25 protein-coding genes are annotated in these 24,648 nt (G+C 69.0%); 12 read left to right on the top strand and 13 right to left on the bottom strand.

Features of this window, described 5'->3' with window-relative positions:
• Nucleotides 1–51: 51 nt before the first annotated feature.
• Nucleotides 52–1,812, bottom strand: a complete 1,761-nt coding sequence (locus tag E7T09_RS10345; RefSeq protein ID WP_240741741.1) for an ABC transporter ATP-binding protein — start codon at nt 1,810–1,812, stop codon at nt 52–54.
• 61 nt (nt 1,813–1,873) lie between these two features.
• On the opposite strand from E7T09_RS10345, the gene E7T09_RS10340 reads away from it, so the two are divergent.
• Both E7T09_RS10340 and E7T09_RS10335 read left to right on the top strand, forming a co-directional pair.
• Nucleotides 1,874–2,845 carry a GTP-binding protein gene (locus E7T09_RS10340; protein WP_136389111.1) on the top strand — a complete coding sequence of 324 codons (972 nt, stop codon included), beginning with the start codon at nt 1,874–1,876 and terminating at the stop codon, nt 2,843–2,845.
• Nucleotides 2,846–2,926: 81 nt separating this feature from the next.
• On the top strand, nt 2,927–3,505 hold the full coding sequence (locus tag E7T09_RS10335; RefSeq protein WP_136389110.1) for a DUF2231 domain-containing protein: 579 nt from the start codon (nt 2,927–2,929) through the stop codon (nt 3,503–3,505).
• Nucleotides 3,506–3,516: 11 nt separating this feature from the next.
• On the opposite strand, the gene csaB is transcribed toward E7T09_RS10335, so the two are convergent.
• The 4 genes from csaB to E7T09_RS10315 form a co-directional block, all read right to left on the bottom strand.
• A complete protein-coding gene (csaB, locus tag E7T09_RS10330) occupies nt 3,517–4,488 on the bottom strand; it encodes a polysaccharide pyruvyl transferase CsaB (protein ID WP_136389109.1) in 972 nt (323 codons plus the stop codon).
• Nucleotides 4,485–6,353, bottom strand: coding sequence for a DUF5693 family protein (locus E7T09_RS10325; protein WP_370293851.1), 1,869 nt, complete (start codon nt 6,351–6,353; stop codon nt 4,485–4,487). Before E7T09_RS10325 ends, csaB begins: the two co-directional genes overlap by 4 nt.
• 105 nt (nt 6,354–6,458) lie before the next feature.
• Complete coding sequence (udk, locus tag E7T09_RS10320; protein ID WP_136389468.1) at nt 6,459–7,085, bottom strand: uridine kinase; 627 nt, start codon at nt 7,083–7,085, stop codon at nt 6,459–6,461.
• 17 nt (nt 7,086–7,102) lie between these two features.
• Nucleotides 7,103–8,134, bottom strand: a complete 1,032-nt coding sequence (locus E7T09_RS10315) for a Glu/Leu/Phe/Val dehydrogenase dimerization domain-containing protein (RefSeq protein WP_136389467.1) — start codon at nt 8,132–8,134, stop codon at nt 7,103–7,105.
• A gap of 235 nt (nt 8,135–8,369) precedes the next feature.
• Between E7T09_RS10315 and E7T09_RS22520 the strand changes: the two genes are divergently transcribed.
• Nucleotides 8,370–9,917 carry an E3 binding domain-containing protein gene (locus E7T09_RS22520; RefSeq protein WP_136389108.1) on the top strand — a complete coding sequence of 516 codons (1,548 nt, stop codon included), beginning with the start codon at nt 8,370–8,372 and terminating at the stop codon, nt 9,915–9,917.
• A gap of 64 nt (nt 9,918–9,981) precedes the next feature.
• Here the strand turns inward: E7T09_RS22520 and E7T09_RS10305 are convergent, their stop codons facing one another.
• Entirely contained in the window at nt 9,982–11,043 is a 1,062-nt protein-coding gene (locus E7T09_RS10305) for an Lrp/AsnC family transcriptional regulator (RefSeq protein ID WP_136389107.1), read from the bottom strand.
• 100 nt (nt 11,044–11,143) lie between these two features.
• Here E7T09_RS10305 and E7T09_RS10300 point away from each other — a divergent pair, with 100 nt between their 5' ends.
• The 6 genes from E7T09_RS10300 (at nt 11,144) to nth (ending at nt 14,756) form a co-directional block, all read left to right on the top strand.
• Nucleotides 11,144–11,437, top strand: a complete 294-nt coding sequence (locus E7T09_RS10300) for an Lrp/AsnC ligand binding domain-containing protein (protein WP_168734800.1) — start codon at nt 11,144–11,146, stop codon at nt 11,435–11,437.
• A 470-nt stretch (nt 11,438–11,907) separates the two neighbouring features.
• Entirely contained in the window at nt 11,908–12,351 is a 444-nt protein-coding gene (locus E7T09_RS10295) for a hypothetical protein (RefSeq protein WP_136389106.1), read from the top strand.
• 81 nt (nt 12,352–12,432) lie between these two features.
• Nucleotides 12,433–13,146, top strand: coding sequence for a guanylate kinase (gmk, locus tag E7T09_RS10290; RefSeq protein ID WP_370293849.1), 714 nt, complete (start codon nt 12,433–12,435; stop codon nt 13,144–13,146).
• Nucleotides 13,147–13,155: 9 nt separating this feature from the next.
• A complete protein-coding gene (locus E7T09_RS10285; RefSeq protein WP_136389105.1) occupies nt 13,156–13,686 on the top strand; it encodes a macro domain-containing protein in 531 nt (176 codons plus the stop codon).
• Between the two features lie 158 nt (nt 13,687–13,844).
• Nucleotides 13,845–14,027, top strand: coding sequence for a hypothetical protein (locus tag E7T09_RS10280; RefSeq protein WP_136389104.1), 183 nt, complete (start codon nt 13,845–13,847; stop codon nt 14,025–14,027).
• Between the two features lie 69 nt (nt 14,028–14,096).
• Nucleotides 14,097–14,756, top strand: a complete 660-nt coding sequence (gene nth, locus E7T09_RS10275) for an endonuclease III (protein ID WP_136389464.1) — start codon at nt 14,097–14,099, stop codon at nt 14,754–14,756.
• A gap of 54 nt (nt 14,757–14,810) precedes the next feature.
• Here nth and E7T09_RS10270 read toward each other — a convergent pair whose 3' ends face one another.
• From E7T09_RS10270 to def, 3 genes are read right to left on the bottom strand one after another with little or no spacing between them, the layout of a single operon-like run.
• Nucleotides 14,811–15,425: a hypothetical protein gene (locus tag E7T09_RS10270; RefSeq protein WP_136389103.1), complete on the bottom strand. Its 615-nt coding sequence runs from the start codon at nt 15,423–15,425 to the stop codon at nt 14,811–14,813.
• A gap of 16 nt (nt 15,426–15,441) precedes the next feature.
• Nucleotides 15,442–16,389, bottom strand: coding sequence for a methionyl-tRNA formyltransferase (fmt, locus tag E7T09_RS10265; RefSeq protein ID WP_136389102.1), 948 nt, complete (start codon nt 16,387–16,389; stop codon nt 15,442–15,444).
• Nucleotides 16,386–17,045 carry a peptide deformylase gene (def, locus tag E7T09_RS10260; protein ID WP_136389101.1) on the bottom strand — a complete coding sequence of 220 codons (660 nt, stop codon included), beginning with the start codon at nt 17,043–17,045 and terminating at the stop codon, nt 16,386–16,388. The genes fmt and def overlap by 4 nt, the downstream gene beginning before the upstream one ends.
• A 109-nt stretch (nt 17,046–17,154) precedes the next feature.
• Here def and E7T09_RS10255 point away from each other — a divergent pair, with 109 nt between their 5' ends.
• Entirely contained in the window at nt 17,155–18,324 is a 1,170-nt protein-coding gene (locus tag E7T09_RS10255; protein ID WP_136389100.1) for a tetratricopeptide repeat protein, read from the top strand.
• Between the two features lie 327 nt (nt 18,325–18,651).
• Here the strand turns inward: E7T09_RS10255 and E7T09_RS10250 are convergent, their stop codons facing one another.
• Nucleotides 18,652–20,358: an NPCBM/NEW2 domain-containing protein gene (locus E7T09_RS10250; protein ID WP_136389099.1), complete on the bottom strand. Its 1,707-nt coding sequence runs from the start codon at nt 20,356–20,358 to the stop codon at nt 18,652–18,654.
• Between the two features lie 270 nt (nt 20,359–20,628).
• Here E7T09_RS10250 and surE point away from each other — a divergent pair, with 270 nt between their 5' ends.
• Nucleotides 20,629–21,408 carry a 5'/3'-nucleotidase SurE gene (gene surE, locus E7T09_RS10245; RefSeq protein ID WP_136389098.1) on the top strand — a complete coding sequence of 260 codons (780 nt, stop codon included), beginning with the start codon at nt 20,629–20,631 and terminating at the stop codon, nt 21,406–21,408.
• 52 nt (nt 21,409–21,460) lie between these two features.
• On the opposite strand, the gene E7T09_RS10240 is transcribed toward surE, so the two are convergent.
• Complete coding sequence (locus tag E7T09_RS10240; RefSeq protein ID WP_136389097.1) at nt 21,461–21,694, bottom strand: antibiotic biosynthesis monooxygenase; 234 nt, start codon at nt 21,692–21,694, stop codon at nt 21,461–21,463.
• 24 nt (nt 21,695–21,718) lie between these two features.
• Entirely contained in the window at nt 21,719–22,567 is an 849-nt protein-coding gene (locus E7T09_RS10235; protein WP_240741739.1) for a M23 family metallopeptidase, read from the bottom strand.
• Nucleotides 22,568–22,641: 74 nt separating this feature from the next.
• On the opposite strand from E7T09_RS10235, the gene truA reads away from it, so the two are divergent.
• Nucleotides 22,642–23,493 (top strand): tRNA pseudouridine(38-40) synthase TruA, encoded by an 852-nt coding sequence (gene truA / locus E7T09_RS10230; protein WP_136389096.1) that lies wholly within the window; start codon nt 22,642–22,644, stop codon nt 23,491–23,493.
• On the opposite strand, the gene E7T09_RS10225 is transcribed toward truA, so the two are convergent.
• Nucleotides 23,468–24,610: an acyl-CoA dehydrogenase family protein gene (locus E7T09_RS10225; RefSeq protein WP_136389095.1), complete on the bottom strand. Its 1,143-nt coding sequence runs from the start codon at nt 24,608–24,610 to the stop codon at nt 23,468–23,470. The two genes, truA and E7T09_RS10225, sit on opposite strands and share 26 nt — an antisense overlap.
• Nucleotides 24,611–24,648: the final 38 nt, after the last annotated feature.

Here is a 24,648-nt window from a genome sequence, read left to right as displayed (position 1 = left end):
CTGTACGAACTTATGCCGTTATCAATAAACAGCGGCAGACTCCCGCTCTTCTCAGTCCACCGCTTCCCCGACCTCGATCCCGGCTGCCGCGCGTTCCAGCGCTGCGTACGCGCCATCCCCGGCCCGCAGGCGATCCGGTGGCCCGTCGTCCACGATCTGCCCACCGGCCAGGACGATTACGCGGTCGGCGGTGCGGGCCAGGCTGAGGCGGTGCGTGACGATCAATGCCGTGCGGCCCCGCATGAGTTCGCCCAGCGCGGCCACCACCTGGGTCTCGCTCTCGGCGTCGACGGCGCTGGTGGGCTCGTCGAGCAGCAGCACCGTGGGCCGCGCGAGCAGCGTGCGGGCAATCGAGAGCCGCTGGCGTTGCCCGCCGGAGAGTTTCACGCCACGTTCCCCGACCACGGTGTCCAGGCCCTCCGGCAGGGCGTCCACGAAGGCCAGGGCGTGGGCGGCGGTCAGGGCGGCGCGCACCTCGTCGTCGCCAGCCTCCGGGCGGGCGTAGCGGACGTTGCCCCCCACCGTGTCGTGGAACAGGAAGGTGTCCTGCGCCATGCTCACGGCATTCGCGCGCAGGCTGTGCAGAGTCAGGTCACGCACGTCCATGCCGTCGATCCGTACGGTGCCCTCTTGCGGATCGAAGGTGCGGGTCACGAGACCCAGCAGGGTGCTCTTGCCGGCGCCAGACTCGCCCAGCAGGGCCACACGCTGCCCGGCGGGAATGTGCAGCGTGACGCCGCGCAGGATGGGCCGCGCCGGGTCGTAGCCGAAGGTGACGCCGTCGAAGTCGATCTGGCCCCGCGCGGGCTGCGGCAGGGGGTGGGCAGCGGGGCGTTCCTGCACGCCAACGGGCGCGTCCAGCACCTCGAACACGCGCCGCCCGCTCGCCTCGGCGCGTTGCAGCAGGTCCCCGATGTTCACGAGGTCGTCGATGGGGCCGTAGAAGTACCGCCCGTATCCCCGGTACGCGAGCAGGCCGCCCAGCGTGAACTGCCCCGCCAGGATCAGCCACGCGCCGCCGCCCAGCATGATCACGTTCCCGAAGTTCCCCACGAAGCGCGCCAGCGGAAAGGCCCGGTTGCGGATCATGACCGCCTCCACGCCCACGTCGTACAGCGCCCGGCCCAGCGCCTCGATCCGCGCCGTCTCGGCGGCCTCGCGCGCGAACCCCTGCACCACCCGGATGCCGCTCAGGCGATCCGAGATCAGCGCGCTCAGGTCACCCAGGCGGTTCCGGGCCGCGCGGTACGCGGGCTGCACCGTTCGCCCGTAGCGGCGCAGCATGAGCCCCACCGCGATCATCGGCAAGGTGGTCAGCACACCCAGCAGCGGTTGCAGCCAGATGAAGATGCCCACCACGCCCACCAGCCGCAGCGCGTTCGCCAGCACGGCGTCCGTGCCGCGTACCAGCACGTCCTGGAGCGCGTCCACGTCCCCCGTCACGCGGGAGATCAGGTCGCCCGTGCGCTGCGACTCGAAGTACGCTGCCGACTGGCCCTGAAGCGTGCGGTACAGCGCCAGCCGGATGTCGAGCGTGAACGCCTGCCCCGCGCGCTCCAGCAGCACTCCGCGCCACGCCGACAGGAGTTGCTGCACGGCGAACACGCCCACCAGCAGCGCCAGTTGCCACCCGATGAACGCCCAGTCCTTGTGCGCGATGCCGTGATCCACGACCTTGATCCACACCAGCGGCGGGTACAGCTCGGCCACCACGCTGCCCAGCAGCAGCGCCAGCCCCAGCGTCACCGTGCGCCGGTAGGGTGTGAGCAGCCCGTACAGGCGGCGCAGCACGGTGGGCGAAGAAGCGGTCACGCTGCCGAGGGTAGAGCGTCCCTTACGGTGAAGCGTGGGGAACACCCACTATCCTTCCCTCATGACCATGCCCGAGTCCCGCCCCGACGACCGCGTTCCCGTCATCGTCGTGGGCGGCTTCCTGGGGGCGGGCAAGACCACGCTGGTGAACCACCTGATCCGCTCGCTGCCACACCGGCTGGGAATCATCGTGAACGAGTTCGGGCAAGCCGGTGTGGACGGCAGCCTCATCGAGCGCCTTCAGGACGACGTGACGGAACTGACCGCCGGGTGCCTGTGCTGCACGGGCCGGGACGACCTGCTGCGGGCGCTGGTCACGATTGCCATGCGCGACCAGAAGCCGGACGCGGTGGTGGTGGAACTCTCGGGCGTGGCCGACCCGACCCCGGTGCTCACCACCCTGCTGGAACGCTCGGTGCGCGCGGCCTTCCGCGTGACGACCCTGGTGGCCGTGGTCGATGCCCGTCACGTCCTCCAGACGCTGCGGGAACACCCGGAAGCGGCGCGGCAGCTCGCGTACGCGAACGTGGTGGTCTTGAACAAGACCGATCTGGCCGACCCGATCCTGCTAGACCATGCCGAAGACGTGCTGCGTGGCGTGAATCCTCTGGCCGAGATCAAGCGCGTGGAACGGGGGCAGCTCGATGCGGACGCCCTGCTCGCCCGTGACGACTTCGATCCCCGCGTGCTGGACGGTGTGGACGACCGCGCCCAGCACACGCCGGGCCTGAAGTCCTTCACGCTGCGGGCGGCGCGACCGCTCGACCCCTACCTGTGGCAGCGGTTCATGACCGGCTTCCTGCTGTCGCGGCCTTCGGAGGTGCTGCGGGCCAAGGGCTTCCTCGACCTGCACGGCTACCCGCAGCGCATCCTGTTCCAGGCGGTACGCGACCTGTTCACGGCAGATGCCTGGGACGCGGGCGACGGCAGCTCGGAACTCGTGGTGATCGGGCGCGGCCTTGACCGGGCCGAGTTCCAGGCGGGCTGGGACGCCTGCGTGGTGCCCGATCCGGCCGACCTCATCCCGGACTGAGGGTCTAAATGCGCCTCAACCCCCTTCCCATGCCGGGCGGAGGTGGGGCGTCTAGGGTGACTCCAGTACAGGAGGTTCGCCATGGTCAGCCTGCTCCACCGCCCACCGCCGGCCCACATCGTCGAGGACGCCGTCAGCAACCACGACACGGTCGAAAGCGTGGCCGACACCCTCCAGACGCTGCTGAAAGGCGCGGAGGCCATTATTCCGGCAGGTGTCCTCGACCTGCTGCACGGCGAGCCAGTCGGCCACCCGATCCACCCGCTGCTGGTGCACGTGCCACTGGGCGGCTGGGTGATCGCGGCGGCGCTCGACCACCTGCCTGCGAAGGCACCGGGCGGCAACGACCACGCCGCCGATCTCGCCCTGACGCTGGGCACGCTGGGCGCGGTGCCCACCATTGCCACCGGGTGGCTGGACTGGAGCAACACGCGCGGCGAGGCCCGGCGCAGCGGCCTGATCCACGGCGCGCTGAACGAGACGGCCTTCCTGCTGAATGTCGGCTCCCTGCTGGCACGCCGCCGGGGCCAGCGGGGGTTGGGCAAGGCGCTGTCGGGCGCGGCGCTGGGCCTCGCCGTGGCGGGCGGCTTCCTGGGTGGAGAGCTGGTGTACCGGCACGGCCTGGGCGTGGGACGCACGCTCGCGCACCGGCAGGGCTGACACGGCCGGAGCTACCAGCGTAGGGCGCGGGCAAAGCTTTCGGAGGCGCGGAGTTTCATGTCCTCGATGGCGCTCCAGTCGGGCGCGGCGCGGCGCAGGGCTTCCTCTGTAAGCGCCGCCGGGTCGGGCTCGGTGGAATGTGTGGGGGCGCCGGCATCGTCCGCGAAGCCCTGCACCTTAGGGTCGTAGGCCACGGCGCTGAAGGAAACGCCGGCGGCGGCGGCCAGGATGATGGCATGCAGCCGCACGCCGATCACGTGCCCGCTCTGCGCGATGGTGTCCAGCGCAAGCTGGGGGTCGCGGGTGCTGATCACCTCGTCGGCCCTCAGGGCGTGCGCGGCCACGTCGTCGTGATCCGGCATGAAGCTCAGGGCGGTCACCCTGCGCCCACTGGCCTGGAGGCGGCGGGTGACGTCCCGGAGGCGATCGGTGGCGTCGGTCACGTCGCCGCGCGGAGCGATGACCACGCGGTGCGCGTCCTGCGTGAGGCCGGGCGTGGGTTCCAGCAGCAGCGCCGGGTCACCGCCGATCTCGGCCCGGACGTTCAGGGCATTCAGGGTGTCCAGGCTGCCGTGGTCGCGCACGATCACCCGCAGGCCGCGCAGCGCGCCCGCCACCTGCTGCCCGCCGGCAGCGCTGAGGGGCCCGACGCTCTGGTTGAACACCACCACGCGCTTGCCCATCGTGCGCGCGGCGCGGATCACGCCCAGGTAGTACGCCAGGGTGCGGCTGCTGGTCTTGTCCTGCAGCAGGCCACCCCCGCCGGACAGCACCACGCGCGACCGCAGCAGCCCCCACAGCAGCGCCCCCGGTTTCATGCGCGCCGCGCTCTCGCAGCCGTACAGTGCGGCGCTCTCGGCGGGCGTGTTCGATAGCAGCAAGGGCGTGTGCCCCAGTTTCTTCAGTTCCCGCGTGATCGCCAGCGCGATCGCCTCGTCGCCGGTGTTTCCAAAGCCGTAATATCCGCTGACGGCGACCCTCATGCGCGGGCGAGGTCCCGCCGGGGCGCCGCCCAGGCGCGCAGCACGAAGCGCAGCAGGGCGGTCATGGCCACGCCGAGTGCCAGGCCCAGGCCCAGGCCGATGAAGACGCGCGCGGCGCTGATCAGGAACGGCGTGTGGAAGTGGCTGAAGGTGTTCAGGATGCTCGACTGCCCGACCACCCCCGCCAGGATCAGCAGGCCGCTGAAGTAGCCGGGCAGGGTGCCGGTCAGGCCCAGCAGGCCCAGCGGGTGCGCGAATACTTCCTTGAAGCGCGGTCTGATGATCGAATCCTGCACGTCGCGGCGCAGGGAATACTCGAAATCACTCACGCTGCCGCCGGTGGCGTTGCCCCGGCGCTCGTAGACCAGTGCCACCAGCGCCAGCCCCAATGCCATGACGGCCACGTCGCCCAGGCGGATCGGCGCGGCGTAGATGTCGCCCAGCGTCTTGCGGATGTCCTGGCGGGGCAGGAAGCTCAGTGCGACCAGGGTCAGCGGCAGCAGCAGCGTCAGGCCCACGCCCCGGAAGGGTTCCAGGCCCAGCGTGCTCTCGCGGCTCGCGCCCAGCGCCGAGACGAACAGCACGCCCACCAGGCTCAGGCCGGTCGCGAGGAACCAGTCGGTGACCTTGCTGCGCCGCAGGATCAGGCCCAGCGCGGGGAAGGTCACGGCCGCGACCAGCGCCGCGCTCTCGAAGGGGTGCAGGGTGTTCAGGCCGAAGGCGATCAGCACAGTCACGCCGGCCGCGATCATGCCCAGGCGGGCCAGCGGGAAGCTCAGGCCCAGCAGCAGCAGCGCCGCCAGTGGCCCGATCATGCTCAGCGCCTTCAGGACCGGGCTGGGCGTGAAGAACTGCACCGTGGGCGTGCCGATCTTCACGCCGGAGCTCTTCAGCAGGCTCTGGGTGCGCGTCAGCATGTCCACGGTCTCGTTGATGGTCGGGTAGGGCCGCAGGTACATCAGGCGCATGCCGCGCTCGCGGCCCGCCAGGTTGTACTTGCTGGCCACGTCGAGCGGATCGAGCTGGTTCTGCCAGCTGGGCGCGAGCGCGAACAGCCGCGCTCCACCGTGATCGATGACCAGCTCTTCCAGGCCCTTCTGGATGTTGCCCTCGATGATGGCGGGCATGCGCGTTCCGATCGCCTTGTCGACCTGCGCGAGCAGCTCCGGCGTGCGCGCCCCGATCACCTCGTCGCCGGTAAACGCGATGAACGGCACGTCCGGCCAGTCCGTGCCGACCTTCGCCGTGGGCACCGCCTCGTCCTGGTACGGGCGGTAGACCAGCACCAGGCCCTGGGCCTTGAAGGCGTTCACCTTCTGCGTGTCCGGCCCGGCCGGCAGGTAGCGCGGATCGCTGGGCCATTCCACCCAGGTCTTGCCGTCCACCGTGACGTCCCGCGTGGGAATGGTGTAGCGCTGGCGCAGCGCCTCGGCGATCGCGGGCGTGGCGGCGCGCATGTACACGGCGTTGGTCTTCACGCCCTGGTTCGGGAAGTCGGCGGCCAGATCCGAACCGTTTTTCAGGTACACCTCGCCGCGCTGTTCCAGGCTGGCGATGGTGTCCTCGTACAGCGCCACGCCATTCACGCCGAGGGCCCGGTACTTGTCCAGCAGCGCCTGCGGATCCAGCCCGAAGCGCCGGGCCTGCGTGACCAGCGCCGGGTAGTCCATGACCAGCGCGGTCGTCTTCTGGGCCTGCTCGTACGCCACGCGCTGAACCGCCAGGATCAGCGCCGGGATCAGCGACAGGGCGATCACGATCAGCAGCGCGGACGTCCAGGGATGGCGGGTGGCGCGCGGCAGGCCCGCGGGCGTCAGGGCTCCCGGCGGGCGGGCGGACGGGGTGGAATCAGTCACAGGGCACATCCTAAAGGGGGAACGTGGAGCGTGGGCCGGGCGCGGCCACGGGCGGCCAGCCGGTCATGCTACTCGGTGGCCGTGCGGGCCACGTCCGTCCAAAGGTGGGGAGGATCAGACGGTCGCGCGGATCCGGGCGGCCAGCATGTCCAGCGCGGGCTCGTTCATGCCGCCGTGGGGAATGATCACGTCGGCGTAGCGTTTGGTGGGTTCCACGAAACTCAGGTGCATGGGCCGCACGAACTCCAGGTACTGCGCGATCACGCTCTCGGGGGTGCGCCCGCGTTCCTGCGTGTCGCGCTGGAGCCGCCGGATGAAGCGCACGTCGGCGTCGGCATCCACGAACACCCTCAGGTGCATCCGCTCCCGCAGGGCCTCGTCGTACAGTGCGAAGAACCCCTCCAGCACGACCACGCTGCCCGGCAGCACGGTGGTCGTCTGCGGTGATCGCGTATGGTGCGTGAAGTCGTACTCCGGCATGTCGATCGGCACGCCGGCCAGCAGCGCGTCCAGGTGGGCGCGCAGCAGCGTCCAGTCGAAGGCCGCCGGATGGTCGTAGTTCGTCTTCAGGCGCGTCTCGAAGGGAATATCCGACTGGTCGCGGTAGTAGTTGTCCTGGTTCAGCACCGCCACGCCCGCATCGCCTACCGCCTCGATCACGCGCCGGGTCACGGTCGTCTTGCCGCTGCCGGAACCGCCCGCCACGCCGATCACGAAGGGCTGGCCGTGCGCGCCCGTCAGGAGGGGCAGGGTGTCGCTCACACGCGCCCCAGGCTGCCGATCAGGTCGATGCGCCGCTCCGCCATACGCCGCGCCACCAGATGCGGCGGCTTGTCGTACTGCTCGGCCACCTGCGTGATCCGCGTGACCGTCTGGTACACCCGTTCGGCCGCTTGGTTCATGTCCGCGCCCGTGGCCGCCGAGATGAGTCCGGCCGCGTTGATCGCGAAGTCGGGCATGTACACGATTCCCGCTTCCTTCACGGCCGCCTCGCCCCGCCGGGTCAGGGGATGGTGCTCGCCGCCCGCGATCAGGCGGCATTGCAGCCGGGGCACGTCTACCGAGCGGATCGAGTGCCCGTACGCGCAGGGAGCGACAATGTCGCAGGGTACGTCCAGCAGCGCGTCGCAGCCCACCGCCTGCGTGCCGTCCAGATCGTGCGCCAGGGCCTCGGCCTTTTCCAGGCGGGCGTCCGCGACTGTCAGTTTCGCGCCCTCACGGTGCAGATACTGGGCCAGCGTGCGCCCCACCGCTCCCACGCCCAGGATCGCCACGCGCACGCCGCGCAGGCTCTCCGCGCCCAGGGCGTGGCGGGCGGCGGCCTTCATGCCCCGGTACACGCCGTAGCCGGTCACGGCGCTGGTGTCGGTGTTCATCCCCAGCGTGGCCGGCGTTTCCTGCGCCACGAACGAGATGTCGGCGGGCGTCACACCGATGTCCTCGGTGAGCACCACCCGCGACGCCAGGGGCCGCATCTGCCGGCCCAATGCGCGGAACAGCGCCTCACGGGCGTGCGGGTCGTCCACGCCGGCCTCGGGCATCATCAGCACGCAGGCCCCGCCGCCGTAATTCAGGCCCGCCAGAGCGGCCTTCAGGGTCAGGCTCTCCGACAGGGCCAGCGCGCCCCGCACGGCCAGCGCCTCGTCCTGCTCCCGCAGGCGCACGCCCGCGATGGCCGGGCCCAGCACCGTGGAATGCACCGCCAGCGCCGCCCGTAGGCCGCTGGGCGCGTGGTTCAGCAGTGAGAGGGATTCATGCCCCCGTGACTGCATCTCCTCAAGTATCAGCATCATGACTCCTGTCGCCCACGCCGCAGCGGGGGACGCTGTGCCGCAGGCTACCACCGCCCGTCAGCAACGTCACAAAGAAGTGCGTTTCTGAAAGAACGCTGTCAGAGCTGGCCCGTCAGGCTGACCGTGGACACGGCCACATCCGGTGCCTCACCGGTGCTCGGCGCCCACGCCATCCACACCATGAGTACAATGACGTCACACTTGACATTGGGCGCTGAAAAGGGGAGAAGGAATGGAACGGATTGCTCCGCTGGCCAAGATTCTGGCAGAAGCGAACGGGATTGACTGGCAGCAGCTCAGAGGGACTGGCGACGGCGGCATGGTCGTCGAGCAGGACATCCTCAATTACCTGTCGCGCATCATGAGCGGCGAGGAAGAGCCGCCCTCTACGCCGGTCGACGTACCGCCCCCCAACTGGAACGGCGACGTGAACGCCATGCCGGACCTGAGCGGCATCAGCGCCGACCAGATGGCCCGCGCGGGCGTGGAATCCGACATCACCGCCCTGCTGGGACAGGCCGCACCCGCACCCTCGCCGGAGGTGCCCGCCACCGCGCCCGCCGATCTGGACGATGACCTGGAATTCGAGCTAGACGACGCGGAACCCGAGCCTGTCGCGGCGGCCCCCATCCTGCCCCCTGCACCCGCCACGCCCTCGCTGGGTGGCTGGGAATGGAGTGCGGCCAGCACCCCCTCGCCCGCCAGCGTGTCGGCGCCGGCGGTACCTGAACTCGAACTGCCGAACGTGGATCTGCCCGCCGTGACCGACGACAGGCCCGCGGCCAGCGCCCCGGCCTTCCAGTTCGGTCAGCCCGCCGAGGCGATCCCGGCCCAGCCGGAACCCGCGCCCGTCATCCCGGCTCCTGCCGCCGAGGTGGCCACGGCGGTCGGCCTGGGCAGTCTGCTCTCCAGGCTCTACCAGTCGCCCGCCCCGGCTTCCAGCGAGCCGGCCCCGGTCGAGGCCACGCCCCAGCCGGCCCTGGACACCCCGGCCTTCCAGGCACCCATGGACACCGATGCCGGCGACGTGAACTCCGGCCCGGTGCTCGACACGGGAACGTCCTGGCCCGCGCCCAGCGCCGTGGAGGCCCACGCCCCCGAAGCGAGTGCGCCGGAAGCCTCAGAAGCGGAGGTGCCCGAAGCCACCAGCCCCGCCGTCGCCGCGCCCGAGCCTGCGCCTGTGGTGGCCGAGGAACCCGCGCCGGTGGCCGAACCCGAAGTTCAGGCAGCCGCGCCTGCTCCTCAGGAGGAGCCTGCGGCCCCGGCTCCGGCCCCCGCTCCTGAGCAGCCCGAAGCCGTGACGGCCCCCGCCGCTCCCGCCCCGGACGCCGTGTGGTTCGGCACATACCTGCGCCGGGACACGGACTTCGGGGCGCTGAGCGCCCTGCACGGCCAGCTGGTTGCGGCCCTGGGCCGAGAGGTGCCGCTGGCCCTGCTGGTCGCCCGCGCCGCGCAGCGTCACGCCGCCGACCTTGGCGTGGCCAGCGTCGCTCTGCAGGGTGCGGGCGGGGCCCGCAGCGTCGCCGGTGACACCCTGCGCGCCGCCGCTGACGCCGTCAATTACGACTACCAGGGCACCCCGGATCTGCTGGTCGTGGACGCTGGCGCGCATGGTTTGGACGACCTGCACTACCCGCACACCGCCACCCTGTCGGTCGGCCGCATGCAGGATGGCCGCGCCGCCCTGAGCCTCAACGGCACCATGGACGCCGCGCAGGGCGCCGCATTCCTGGCGGCTGTGGCCCAGACGCTGGGACAGCCCGTGCTGCTGCTGCTGTAGCCCGGAGAGTCGATGCGAGCGGGGCACCCGATCCGGGTGCCCCGCTCGTCTTCACCAGTTGCTCTCAGGCCTCGGTGCCGAGGTGCTCCTTGGCCCAGCCATAGAATTCCGGTTTGTAGAACTCCAGCCGGATCTTCTTGTACTCCTTGGTGGAGTACAGGATGGCGTGGTCGGTGCCGGGCGCGACTTCCTCCTCGATGGCCTTGATCTTCCCGAAGGCCTCGTCCTTGCTGCGTCCGTGCACCATGGTGAAGATCGTGTACGGCCACTCCGGGTAGGTGGGCCGCAGGTAGCAGTGCGAGACCGCCTTGAATTCCGCCATCTTCCGCCCGACCGCCGCCACATCGTCCTGCGGCACGGCCCACACGCCCATGGCGTTGAAGGTGAACCCTGCTTTCTGGTGCCGGAATACAGCCGACACGCGCCGGAGCGCGCCAGCCGCCTTCATCTTCTCGGCGTGGGCAGCAACCTCGTCGATGCTCAGGCCCAGCGCGGCGCAGGCGTCCGCGTAGGGTTCCTCGGTGATCGGCAGGTCCTTCTGGAATTCCACCACGAAGGCTCGGTCAAGGTCCGTCACGGCGTACCCGATGTTGCGCTGCTCGCTGGTGTACTGCGGCGTGGCCTTGGCGTTCCAGTCCTCCTGGCCGGTCATGTCGAATTCCACCCCGATCTTGAACAGGTGCAGGGTCGGCATCAGGCGCGTGAGTGTCGCGCCGCTCAGCTCATGGAGCTTCTGCACGTGCGCTTCCAGGTCGCTTTCGGGCGGCACGGCGATCGTGTACCACAGGTTGAAGTCATGGTTGCGGCGGTAGTTGTGGCTCACGCCGGGGTGGCCGTTCACGATTTCCGCACCGGCATCCAGTTCGTCCTTGTTGTACACGGCCGCCACCAGTGAACTCTGGTAGCCCAGCGTGCGCGTGTCGAAGATGGCGCTCACCTGCCGCAGCACGCCCTCGGCCTTGACCTCACGCAGGATCTCCAGGGCCTGGGCCTCCGTCAGCCCCACATCGAGCGCGATGACCTGGTAAGGGCGCTGCACGATGGGAATATCACGCTGGATGCGGTTCAGGAGCTGTTCGCGCGGCGTGGGCGGCACGGCGGGCGTCGGCGGAACGGTGGCGGTCATGGCCGCACCATACGCCCTGAACGCACGGCAGAACGTCCCCGAACGAACGGTCAGGATGGCCGCGATCTGCGCGCCCGGCCCACGGCGCACAATGGCCGGTATGGTGACCGCAATTGTGATGGTTCAGGCCGAGCGCCACAGCATCCAGGAGACCGCCGAGGCTCTCGCGGGGCTGAGCAGCGTGCGCGAGGTGTACTCCGTGACGGGCGAGTGGGACATCGTCGCCATCCTGAAGCTCAGCCGCTACGAGGATCTCGACGATGTCGTCACGGGGGGACTGCGCAAGGTGCCGGGCATCGCGCGCACCCAGACCATGCTCGCCTTCCGCACGTATAGTGAGAACCTGCTCGACCAGGGCTTCGGTGTGGGCCTCGACGAGGGCCAGAACAGCTGAGGTTTCCCCAACCCTTTTTGAGGAACGTGATGCGGGTTGATGTAACAGACCTCCCGGTAGTGCGAATCGTTCTTTGATTTGCCCGGTTGGCGAACATCGGCGGATCCGCCGACTGCACCCATTCAATGGGCTACGCCGCCCGAGATGTATCCGTGAATCCACTCGAAACGGCGGAGTTAGAGGAAGCTCTGTCTTCGTGCCATGTCCTGACGGCCGATCAGCAGGGGAGAGTGTCATGGGCCTGCCAGAAGTCAAGGGTGGCGTGGCGGTTCAGATGACATCGTCCGTCGATAGATAGACGGCCCACATGCAGATGCGAAGGCCCGACGCAAAGGTCAGGTGGCAGGCGTGTCCAGTAGTTGGAATAATTCCCAGTGGCTCTAAGGCACTGCTCATTTCAGGTAGGCGGAGGCCCTCTCTTTACAGCGGGACTGGTTTGTGCTCATACTCATTCTCGGAGGATTGACAACATGGCTTACCGGAAATTGAGTGAACAGGTTCATAAATTGAGCAACGCACAACGCAGTGATTCCTTCGTGAAGGCCTTCCGTGACGCGGTGCGCGACGGTCAGTTCGAGGCGGCGTACATGCCCGAGCGCTTCACGCTGCCCAAGCAGTTCAGCCGTCGGGGTGCGGAGGGCACGTACCAGCGCGACGCGAAGGAAATGCTGTTCGACGCGACGCCGGCGTTCGAGACGTGGTTCGAGCAGACGAACCGCGACCTGGCCTCGGCGCGCAAGGGCGGCACCATCAAGCCGACGCTGGAAGCGGTGGAGGCGGGACTGGTGGACTTCAAGGTGATGGCGGCGGAGACCCGGAAGAAGATGCAGGCCAGCTACACCAAGGGCCAGGCCCTCGGGAAGAGCCGCGCCAAAGGCAGCACCAAGAAAGCGGTCACGTCCAAGCGCAAGTAAAGTTCGGCTTCAGGCGGAATGGTGCTCCTCGGGCCATTCCGCCTGTTCTCATTTGTGCCCCCGGCGGGTATTGTCCCTTGCATGATGCCCGACTCGCCCGCCACTCCGCTCCACCATTCCGCCCGCCGGGGCCTGTTGATCGTCATGACGGGCGCGTCCGGAGTGGGTAAGGGAACGCTGCGGGAACAGTGGCTGGCCGGTCAGGACGTGTTCTTCTCGACCTCTTGGACAACCCGTGAGGCTCGGCCTGGCGAGCGCGACGGCATCGACTACGTGTTCGTGACGCCGGAGGCGTTCGAGGCGAAGGTCATGGCGGACGGGTTCTTGGAGCACGCGTCGTTTGTGGGCAACCGGTACGGTACGCCCATCGAGCCGATCGAGGCGGCGCTCAGCCGGGGGCAGGACGTGGTGCTGGAGATTGAGGTCGAGGGGGCCATGCAGGTCAAGGCCCGCATGGGCGACGAAGCGATCCTGGTGTTCATCATGCCGCCCAGCCTGACGGAACTGCGTCGCCGCCTGGAGGGCCGCGCGACCGAGACGCCGGAACGCATCGAGAAACGCCTCGCGCGGGCCCGTGAGGAGATCCGCGAGGCGCACGAGTTCCGCTTCGTGGTCACGAACGACGACCTGAACCGGGCGGTGGAGGGCCTGCATGCCATCCAGACCGCCGAGCGCGCCCGGCAGATCCCGGAGAACGAGTGGACGCCTGAAGACCGTGCCGCCCGCCTGAGGGCCGACATGCTGCGTTCGTACGCCCTGAGCGACGCGGACCTGCGACGCGTCATCGAGTCGTAGGTTCGGAGCATGCCGCTGATCCTGGTGCAGGGCGACATTGCCGCGCAGACCACCGACGTGATCGTGACGGCCGCCAACAAGGAACTCGCGGGCGGCGGCGGCGTGGACGGCGTGATCCACCGCGCGGCCGGCCCAGAACTGCTGCGTGCCATCCGCGCGATCGGCGGCACGCCCACGGGCACGGCCGTGATGACGCCCGCCTTTGGGCTGGAGCGCCAGGGCGTGAAGGCCGTCCTTCACGCGGTCGGCCCCATCTGGCGTGGTGGGCATGCGGGTGAGGCCGACCTGCTGGCCGGAGCGTACCGTCACAGCCTCGAACTCGCCGTGCAGGCTGGATATCACTCCGTTGCCTTCCCGGCCATCAGCACGGGCGTCTACGGGTATCCGCTGGATCAGGCAGCGGCCGTGACCCTGAGGACGATCCGCACTGTCCTGATCGACCATCCAGATCTGGAGATCCGCGTGGTGCTGTATGACTCCGTAAGCCTGAACGTGTTCAGACGCGCGCTGGCACGCCTGGACTCGGAGTCGCATGCATGAATTGACAGGACGTGCATACCGCGCTATCCTTCTTCCATCACCGCCTGAGAAGGGCGGATTTTTTATGGCAACACCTGATCCACCTTCGCCCGGGCTGCGTTAAGGTGCCCTGAGGCGCCCAGCATCCTTCCCCCTCCACCCACGCGCAAGCTGTGGACATGAGCGACGAGCAGAAGACCGGCTATGACCCTGCCAATACGTCCCCCGCCGAGGGGCAGAGCCACCCCATTCCCGAGGCGGATCGCGGCAAGGATCCAGACATCGACCCCGCCGCGAAACCGGAACCCGCGGAGGGTGGCCGGGACGAGGTCGAGGACACAGATACCCCCGCCGGTCAGTGAGGCGTGACCACTGAACCCCTCCTCAACGTGGCCCGCCCGGAACCGGAGCGGGCCGAACTGCTCGTCTGGATGAAGACAATCCTGCGCGGCGAGTACGGCGAGCGGGCTCTGGATCCACGCCGCGAGCCCATGCACGAGCTGATCAGCACAATTCTGTCGCAGCGCACCACGCACGCCGACGAGGAAGCCGCGTACCACGAACTGCGCGGGCTGGGCGACTGGGACGCCATCATCGCCGCGCCCACCGCGCAGGTCGCCCACGCCATCCGCCGCAGCAACTACCCGGACAGCAAGGCCCCGCGGATCCAGCAGACGCTCATGGCCATCCGGGATTCCCCCAGCGGTTACGACCTGGACTTCCTGCGCGACCTGCCTGTAAAGGACGCCGTGAAGTGGCTGACGGATCTGCCCGGCGTGGGCATCAAGACCGCGAGCCTGGTGCTGCTGTTCAACTACCACCGGCCCGTGTTCCCGGTAGACACGCACGTTCACCGCGTCACGACCCGCGTGGGCGCCATCCCGAAGATGGGCGAGCAGGCCGCGCACAGGGCCCTCCTGAAGGTGTTGCCCTCCGACCCGCCGTTCCTATACGAACTGCACGTGAACCTGCTGCGACACGGCCAGAGGGTCTGTTCGTGGACGTCCCCGAAATGCAGCGTGTGCGTGTTGCGGGAGCGTTGCGACGCCTACGCACTGTTCGATGGCAAGGTGCCCAGCTGGAAGGAATGAGGCGACGGGCCAGAACCGTCTGACCAGTGCGGGGCTATTCCACGAGGTTCAGGTTCAACCCCGTTCGCGTTCGCGCAGCACGAGCTGGATCAGGCCGAGCAGCACGAGTTCCTCGTCGGCTTCCCGGCGCGGCTGGAGTTCCTCGATGGTGAAGCGGCGCGAGAGGAAGGATCGTTTCTTGTGCACCCGGTACGCCGCCGCTCCGGCGGTGTCCGTGACGGTATACGTGGGATTCACGAGGTAATTGAAGGCCGCGCCGATCAGATCGCCCACGAGCGGGATGACGTCGAGCAGCCCCTCGACGACGCCCAGCCATGGTTGATCGTCGCGCAGCGTGAAACGCGGGGCGCCGCCAGGGCCGACCAGATCGTAGGTGGCGGCCCACAGGGTTCGCAGGCCCTGGGCCTGGAGCGAACCGACCTCGGAGCCGTCCGCGCGGGTGATGAAGCGGCGCGCCTTGAAGTCGAGCGCACCGGCCAGGAAGCCCTGGGCTTTCATGGTGTGCGTCTGGCGCTGGCGGCCCTCGTCGGCGTAGACACGCACCTCGTCGCGGACGCTGAATTTCTTCTCCTTCACCACCGCGATGAGCTGGCCTCCGGCATCGTGAACCCGGAGTTCGGTGAACAGACTGAATTTGAATTCCAGCGTCAGCGGGTAGGTGAGGGTCACGCAGGTGGGTACGCCCTCAGGGCGTGGGAGGTTCCCACACGTCCAGGCGCGTGCCGGGGGTCACCCCGGCGGCCTGGGCCCAGACGAGCGCGGGCTGGGCCTTGCGGGCTTCGGGCTGGACGGTCTGGATGAGCACGGCGGCGTCCTGCGTGGCGACGGTCAGACCGGTGTCGTCTATGCGCAGCACCTCGCCGGGCGTGCCAGAACCGTCCACCACTCCCAGCCCCGTGAGCTTCAGGCGCGCGCCGTGCAGGAAGGCGGTCGTCTGCGGCCACGCGGCAACGCCCCGCGAGCGATCCACGATCTGGCGGGCGGTGTCGGTCCAGCGGACGAAGCCGTCCTCCTTGACGAGCATGGGCGCGTGCGTGGCCTGCGCGCCGTCCTGCGGGGTGGGCGTCAGGGTGTCCAGGTGCGTCAGGGCGTCCACGATCAGCCGCGCGGCCTGCACGCCCAGGGCATTCGCGAGTTCCACACTCGTCCATGAGGGATCGATGGGCAGGGCCTCTTGCAGCAATATGGGGCCGGTGTCCATGCCCGGATCAGTCTGCATGATGGTCGTGCCCGTAACGGTCTCGCCGTTGATCAGCGCCCACTGAATCGGCGCGGCGCCCCGGTAGGCGGGCAGCAGGCTGGTGTGTGTGTTCAGGAACCCGTGGCGGGGCACGGCCAGCAGCGACGCCGGGAGGATCTTCCCGTACGCGCAGGTCACGGCCACGTCGGCCCCGGAGTCGCGCAGGGTCGCTCCGAAGGCGGCGTTCCCGCGCAGTTTCTGCGGCTGGGCCAGCGGCAGGCCCAGGGTGTGCGCATGGGCCGCCACGGGTGGGGGCGTGAGCTTCAGGCCGCGCCCGACCGGCTTGTCCGGCTGCGCCACGACCAGCACCACCTTGAACGCTGCCCGGATGGCGTCCAGCACCGGCACCGCGAAGGCCGGGGAGCCGAAGAAGGCGACGCGCGGATCGCTCAAAGGTTCTCCTCGACGCTGTGCGCCTGCTCACGCCGTACCAGTTCGTTCAGCAGGGCCTTGGACTTCTGCTGGATGGCCAGCAGCTCCTTGCGGTACTCCTCGGTCACCTCGGCCGGCAGGCGATCCAGGAACAGCACGCCGTCCAGATGGTCGGTCTCGTGCTGGAAGACCCGCGCGAGGTAATCGTCGGCCTCCAGCACCTTCTGGGCACCGTCCAGATCCGTATAGCTGACCTGCACGGCGCGCGCCCGGGCCACGCCCTCCTCGTAGATGCCGGGAATGCTCAGGCAGCCCTCCTGGTAGGACTTGTCCTTTTTCTTGTCAGTTACCTTGAGCACCGGGTTGATCATCACGAACTCCCGCAGCACCCGCGAGCGCAGCGGCTTGTCCTGGCCCTCGTGCTCCTCCTCGTCGTCCTCGTACTCGACCGCCACGAACATCCGCACGGGCAGCCCGATCTGCGGCGCGGCCAGTCCCACGCCGCGCGCCTCGAACATGGTTTCCAGCATGGCGTTGGCCACCTGCCGGACGGTCTGCGGGCCGACGCCCGGTACGGTCAGCGTGTCGGTCACGCGCAGCGGTTTGGCTTTGCGGCGCAGTACCGGGTCACCGTACAGGCGCAGCGGGTACACGCGGGGGGAAGCAGGGTCACTCACAATGCCCTCTGTTTTACCAGACGCCGCCCGCAACGCCCATGATCCTTCGCTCCATTCTCACGTCCGCCGCACTCCCCACCCTTAGGGTCAATGAACCAGGAGGTTTACCATGCCCACACTTCGTCTCACCCTGAGCCTGACCGCCGCCCTGCTGGCCGTGCCGACCGCCGCCGCGCAGGACACGACCACCCCGCCGGGCTCGCAGGTCGCGCCCGCCCCCGCGCCCATTGCCGACGGGGCCACGGCCGCGTCGCAGGCCCGCACGCTGGCCGACCAGGCGCGGAGCACGTACCCCAAGGGCAGCGCGAACATCGACCAGACCCTCTGGAAGCAGGCCGCCGCCGCCGCCGAGGCCGCCGTGGCCGACGAGCCCAAGAACACGGATTACCTGCGCCTGCGCGCCCAGATCTACACGGAAGTCGGATTCTGGAAGCAGGCGGAACGCAGCTGGAATGCCCTGTTCGTCGTGCAGGCCCCCACGCCCGGCGGTGACGACCTGAAGGCCGCCGCGACTGTGCAGTACAACCTCGGGTACGCCGCGTACACCCTGAACCTGCCCGCCCAGGCCGCCGCCGCCTTCAAGACCTGCCTGGAGTACGACGCGCAGAACCTGCCCTGCCTCACCTGGGCCGCCCGGACGGCGCTGGAAGGCGGGAACTACACCGACGCCGTCAGCCTGTATGACCGGGCGTTGGCCCTCACCCCGACCGACAAGACCCTCACGTACTTCCGGGGTCTGGCACAGGGAGCCGGGCGCTACGGCCCGGCCGCCGTCCGAGCCTTCAGCCGCGCCTACGGTGACCGCGACACGGGCCGCAAACCCCAGGCCCTGGCGGGCTTCCAGGAGGCCGCGCAGAGCGCCCCGAACTTCACCGAGGCATGGCGTGAGGCCGGGCGGCTGGCCCTGGAACTGAACGATGCGCCTGCCGCCCTGGCCGCCTTCCAGGGAGCCGCCGCCCTGCCGGGCGCGAACGCCGCCGACAAGTACAACCTGGCCCTGGCCCAGGAGGCCGCGCAGTACGGTCTTGGCCCCGTGCAGGCCTTCCGTGCGGCCTACGCGAAGTACACGGCGGGCGACAAGGCGGGGGCCGGTGCGGGCTTCCAGGACGCCGCCACACAGAACGTGAACTATGCCAAGGCCTGGGCGTGGCTGGGCCGCGTCCGGTACGAGGCGAAGGACTACCCTGGCGCCATCGAGGCCTACGGCAAGGCGGTGGCGCTCGATCCCAACGACAAGACCAGTGCGTACTACCTGCACCTGGCGCAGGTCGGCAAGTAAACCCAGGGGCCAGGGCTGGGGGTGCTCCGTCAGCCCACGTCCGTCCAGATTCATTGCCAGCTCCCGTCCACGTGGCGGGAGTTATCCACATCCCCGCCCACTTGGGGGGTGTGGATAACTTCAGGGGCCTGTGGATAACCCTGTGGACGGGGGGCGGCTTGCGCTAGAGGTGGTCGTTTAAATCGCGTCCTGGAGCAAGAAAATGGCCTACCGCATTCTCGGGCTGTAGTCGTGAGGTGTGCCAGGACTTATCCACAGGAGTTTGTGGATAAGTCGAACAGGCTGGCCGGGGACTTCCCTACCGGCCAGCCTGCGGCGCGATCACCGTTACTGCGCGCCGACGACCACGTTGTTCGAGCCGAGCTGCCCTTCCCAGTCCGTGACGGCCCGTTCGATGATGTCCGGCTGGCTGCGCGTGATGCGCTCGTTCGTCGGGGCCACCAGCGTATTGCCCGACTGCTGCGCCAGCGGCTTGCCCTGCCCATTCGAGGCCACGTACAGATCGTGTCGCTGATCCGGATCACTCGCGGTGGGCTGCCCGAACCCCACCGTGTTCCTCGTGACCGAGTTGTTCCCCAGGTTCACACCCATCTGGCTGCAATTTCTGGCCCAGCGGACATAGATTCCGTTGTCGGCCCCGCCCGCGTGCTTGCCGCCCGCCAGCAGGCCCGTGCCCAGCACGAGGTTGTCGTGAATGGCGACATTCTCGCCGTTGGCAATGGCAATCCCGTGGTTGCTGGTCTCCAGCACCGTGTTGTTCCCGATGTCCACGTAGCGTGACACGCACCCGTCCGTGATGATGCCCCCGCCGCTGTACCCCTCCAGATCCGGCGGGTACGCGTAGGCTCCCCGGATCAGGTTGTGCTGAATGCGGATCGGGTGTCCCGGCGTGCCCGAGGACACGTAGATGCTGATGTTGTCCTCCACACGGCTGTACCCCGGCTCGTTCTCCACGCGGTTCCACGCGATCTCCGCGTCCGGCACGGCACGCACGTCGTTGAGCTGCACGAACTGCGCCCGGAAGAATTTCTCCTGCATGTCCGACGGCCCCGGCGTGAGCCAGCCACCCTCGCCGTCGCTGCGCCGTCCATCGATGTTCAAGGCCCGGTTCCGCACGATCTGCAGGTGCGCCAGCGGATTGTCCTGGCCGCCCTGTACGTAGATGCCGCCCGTCTGCTTCATGAAATTGTTCTGCACGGTCACGTTCGCTGGCCCCTGCAGGTGCAGGAACCTCCCCGGCTCCCGCATCCGCACGTCCGGGTTCAGGCCGTAGCCCCGGCAGTTCTGTACGGTCACGTTCGCCTGTGTGGTGAACGACCCCTGCATGCGGGTGCTGATCAGGTGCCCACGTCCCGCCAGCACGCAGTTCTGGATCACGACCGGCTGCGTGGTGCTGATCTTGATGGCCGGGACGTCCGGATCGTCACTGCGGTAATTCCCGCTGATGGTGATGGGGCCGCTGCCGTAGGGCATGACCTCGATCGGCGCCTTGTAGACCACGCAGCCGTCCAGTTTCGCGTCAGCCCAGTCCGCATGGTGCTCCGGGCCGGAGCCACCCTCGACGACCAGATTCAGGGTCTCGCCGCCCTCCACGTTCACATTCACGGCCCTGGCCGCGCCGGCCTTCAGGGGGCCGGAATCGAACACGGGCCGGTTATCGACCAGCACCTTGAAGGTGGCGCTGCCGGATGCCCCGGACTCGTCATCCACGCCCACGCGGGCCGTGAAGGTGCGGCACTGGGCTCCCAGGTCGTAGGTCAGGGTGGACGGCGCACTGACGCCCAGGCCGCGCGCCGACGTGACGCCAGCGACCTTCAGCGCCGCTCCCCCGGCACTGCGATCCTTGCTGAACGACGCCTTGCCGGTGGGCATGACGGCGCTCAACACGGTCGTGCCTGCCGTCATGGTCTGCGAGGTCAGGAAGCCGTCGGCGCTGCGTGAACGGTTACCGCCCAGCGTGCAGGCTGTGAGGAGCAGCAGGCCGCAGGCCGCCAGCAGGCTCGGCTTCAGAAAAGGCAGGAGGGGTGGATTCATGGAGTGACCTCGGAGAGGATGGGCACGTGCCCGGAACGGTGCAGGGGAACAGGCGCGGGTGTGGCCTGGATCGTGCTGCGCACAGGGTAAGTTCCCGCGACGGATTGCGCTGGAGAACCGTACTTTATGGCCCGCAGATCAAGGAACCATGAGCCGGGCTGGTCAGGCCGCGCCCTCCCGTGTGCGGCGGGTGAGGGCAGCTGACCGCGCCACCACCGTTGCTCCTCCGCCTGGAGCATCCCCTGACGCGTGGGCGCTACCCTGACCCGCATGACTCCCACCCGCAAGAGCATCCTCGTCGCGAACGACGACGGCATCTTCAGCCCCGGTATCAAGGCCCTGGGCCTCGCCATGGCCTCCCTGCCCGGCGTGGACGTGACCATCGTCGCCCCGGACGTCGAACAGTCCGCCGTCGGGCACGGCATCACCATCCGCCGCCCACTGCGCTTCAAGCACACCGCCAGCGCCGGCTTCGGCGAGATTCCCGCCTACCGCGTGGACGGCACGCCTGCCGACTGTGTCGTCCTCGGCGTGCACCTGCTCGGGAAACCCGACCTGATCGTCAGCGGCATCAACCTCGGCCCGAACCTGGGTGACGACCTCACGCACTCCGGCACGGTCGCCGCCGCCATCGAGGGCCTCGCCATGGGCGTACCGTCCATTGCCTTCAGCCAGCAGGGCAGCGCCGACGGCGAGTACGACTTCGCGCCCAGCGCCGCCTACGCCGCCCGCCTGGCCGTCCAGGTCATGGAACGCGGCCTGCCGTCCCGCACGTTGCTGAACGTCAATTTTCCCCGCGTGGCCCCCGGCGGTGTGCGCGTCACCCGCGTGGGCGAGCACCGCTGGGAGGACACCATCGTCACCCGCCACGATCCCGAAGGCCGCGAGTACCACTGGGTGGCCGGCACCAGCACCGCACCAGACCGCGACGACCCGGACACCGATTACGGCGCCGTGCAGGCCGGGATGATCAGCATTACCCCGGTGCGCCTCGACCTGACCGCTCGCAACCTGATGGCCGAGGTGCAGGCGTACGTACCGGAGGTGTAATCAGGGCGGACGGATCGGCACACTCCCGACGCTGGTGCGCCTGATGTGCTCCTCAGCGTTCGTCTACCGTCTCGAACACCCAGCCCCTGACGTCCTCGGGCACCGGCATCTGCGGTACGCGGCCGTCCCAACGGCTCATGACCAGGTACAGGCCCGGCTGTTCCTCCGACCACAGCAGCTCGGCGCTCACGAAGCCCGGTAGGGTGGGAAGGCCATTCAGGAATCGGCGCAGGGTCGACAGGGCGTCGTTTCCCTTGCCCTCGGCGTAATGCACGTGAGAAGCCATGGCGTGCAGGCTAGAGCACCGGCCTCAGTACAGGCTGAGGGGATCGTGCGGAGTCCAGCGCAGGTACGTGCCGAAATGCAGGTGCGGGCCGGTGCTGCGCCCGGTGTTGCCGACCCGGCCGACCGGCTGGCCCTGCACGACCAGTTCTCCAGCTTTCACCAGATTCATGCTCAGGTGCGCGTAGCGCGTGATCCAGCCGTCCGGGTGTTCCAGCACGACCGTCCAGCCCCAGCCCCGCTCGAAGTCCGGGCCGGATTCCAGCACCCGCCCAGACCTCGCCGCGTGGACCAGGGTACCCTCCGGCGCGACGATGTCCACGCCGTAATGCGTTTCCTCCTGGCCTTCCAGCGTGCGCGCGCCGAAGCCGCTGCTGATGGCGTGATACCCGGTGAGGGGCCACCTCCAGGTACCCCGCCCTGGGACTGGATTGCCGGTGCTGGCCGTGCGGACGGTCACGTGCGAGGCCGCCGCTGGGGCGGCGCGGCCCCCGCCTGTGTGCGCCGTCCGGGCCGGAATGGTCAGCACGGCCCCCACCCACACCGGCTTGCCGCCCCGGTACTGCGGGTTAGCGTCGGCCAGCTGGGTCAGGGTAAGGCCGTACTTGCGGGCGATCACCGTCAGGTTCTGCCCGTCCGTGACGGTGTGCGTGGTGGCGGGCAGCTTCCGGTCGGGAATGGTCAGGGTCCAGCCGGCCTGCACGGCCGTGGTGGTCTTCAGGCGTGCATTGGCCGAGCGGAGGGCCGCCACGCTGACGCCCGACCGCGCGGCGATCTCGCTGAGGGTATCGCCGGGCTGTACGCGGTACGAGGAATCGGCTCCCGCCCCCGCCCACAGCAGCGCCACGGCCAGTCCAGCCCAGAAACGACGTCTCACAGCGAAAATGATACCCGGTCAGCTGCGAAGTCCGTGAGAAACCTGCGCTGCACGGCCCGCGCTACCCTGAAGGGATGAGCGCCGAGCCCCGTGAATTCCGCCCGCCCGACGGATACCGTCGTCTGCGCCTGGAAGTCGCGTGGGACGGCGCACCCTACGCCGGGTGGCAGTCCCAGCCGAACCTGCCGAGCGTGCAGGACACCCTGCACGCGGCCGCGGCCCGCCTGACGCCGGGGGCCTTTCGCCCGGTCGCCGCCGGCCGCACGGACGCGGGCGTGCACGCCGAGGCCATGCCCGTGCACGTGGACGTGCCCCAGGATTTCCGGGTGCCCACCGAGAAACTCGCCCGCGCGCTGAACGCCTGGCTGCCGTCTACCATCGCCGTGCTGCACGCGCAGGACGCCCCGCCCGGCTTCCATGCGCGCTACTCTTGCACGCAGCGCCAGTACGTGTACCGCCTGCTGGCCGCCCCGCAACGCCACCCGCTGTGGCATGGGCGGGCGCTGCACGTGCCCGGGCCGCTCGACGCCCAGGCCATGAACGCCACCGCAGCCCACCTGATCGGTACGCACGACTTCGCCGCCTTCGCCACGCAGGAGGAACGGCAGACGGTGCGGGAACTCCGCAGCCTGCACGTCACTCCTGGCCCGCTGGTCTGGGAGGTGCACGTCCAGGGCGAGAGTTTCCTGCGGCACATGGTGCGCGGTCTGGTCGGCACGCTGCTGCTCGCCGGACAGGGCAGACTCGACCCGGACGGCGCCGTGGGCATCCTCCACAGCCGCAGCCGGGCCCGGGCGGGCGCGAACGTGCCCGCGCATGGTCTGTATTTCTCGGGGGCAGCGTACGCGGGATCTGGAGAGAGTACGGCCGGAGCGGGCACGCCGCTCGAGCCGGACGCGCCTACCGCAGCAGGTCGCCCGCGATGATGATCTTCTGGATCTCGCTGGTGCCCTCGTAGATCCGCAGCAGCCGCTGGTCGCGGTAGTAGCGCTCGACCGGAGAGTCCTTCATGTAGCCCATGCCGCCCGCGACCTGCACGGCCTTGTCGGCCACCTGCGAGAGCATCTCGGTCGCGTGGTACTTGGCGACGCTGGCCATGCGCCGCACGTCCTGGCCGTGGTCGACCATCCACGCGACCTTCTGCCACAGCACCCGGCTGGTCTGGATGGCGATCTCCATCTCGGCCAGCATGAACTGCACGGCCTGGAACCCGGCGATGGGCTGCCCGAACTGCTCGCGGGTCTTGGCGTGCGCCACCGACAGGTCGAGCAGCCGCTGCATGGCCCCGGTACTGCGCGCCGCGATGCCGACCCGGCCGTTCGTGAGGATGCCCAGCGCCTCGCGGTAGCCCAGGTGCTCGGGCCCGAGCAGGTTCGCGGCGGGAATCTCGGCGTCAGCGAAGATCACCTCGGCGCTCAGGGCGCCCTTCTGGCCCATCTTCTCGTCGATCTTGCCGATGCTGACGCCGGGCGTGCTCTGCGGCTCAACCAGGAAGGCGCTCATGCCCTTCGTCCCCTTGCTGGCGTCGGTGATGGCAATGACGGTGAGCAGTCCGGCAATCGGCGCGTTGCTGATGTAGTGCTTGGTGCCGTTCATCACGTACACGTCGCCCCGGCGCTCGGCCTTCGTGCGGATGTTCGCGGCGTCGCTGCCGCTGCTCGGCTCGGTGATGGCGAAGCCCGCGATGCACTCGCCGGTGGCCATGCGGGGCAGGAAGCGGGCCTTCTGTTCGTCGGTGCCCAGCTTCACCAGCCCGCTCGTGCCGATGCTGGCGTGCGCCGAAATCACGCCGCCGAAACCCATGTGGCCCATGCCCATGGCCTCGTAGGCGGCGCAGCGACCCAGCATGCCCAGGCCTACGCCGCCGTACTCCTCGGGAATGCTCAGGCCGAACAGGCCTAGCCCGGCGGCCTCCTGCAGCAGTTCCGGGGGAACGCGGTTGGTGTCCTCGATCTCGTGGGCGCGGGGCTCGACGCGGCCCAGCATGAAGTCGCGGATGGTCGCCTGCACGTCGCGCAGCTCTTCCGGCAGAGTGAAATCCATGTACGTGCAGACTACGCCCCACCCGCCTGCCGAGTCGG

This window comes from Deinococcus sp. KSM4-11 (assembly GCF_004801415.1).
Taxonomy (GTDB): domain Bacteria; phylum Deinococcota; class Deinococci; order Deinococcales; family Deinococcaceae; genus Deinococcus.
Note: the sequence above shows the minus strand (reverse complement) of the source record. Positions and strands in the feature narration are given on the sequence as shown.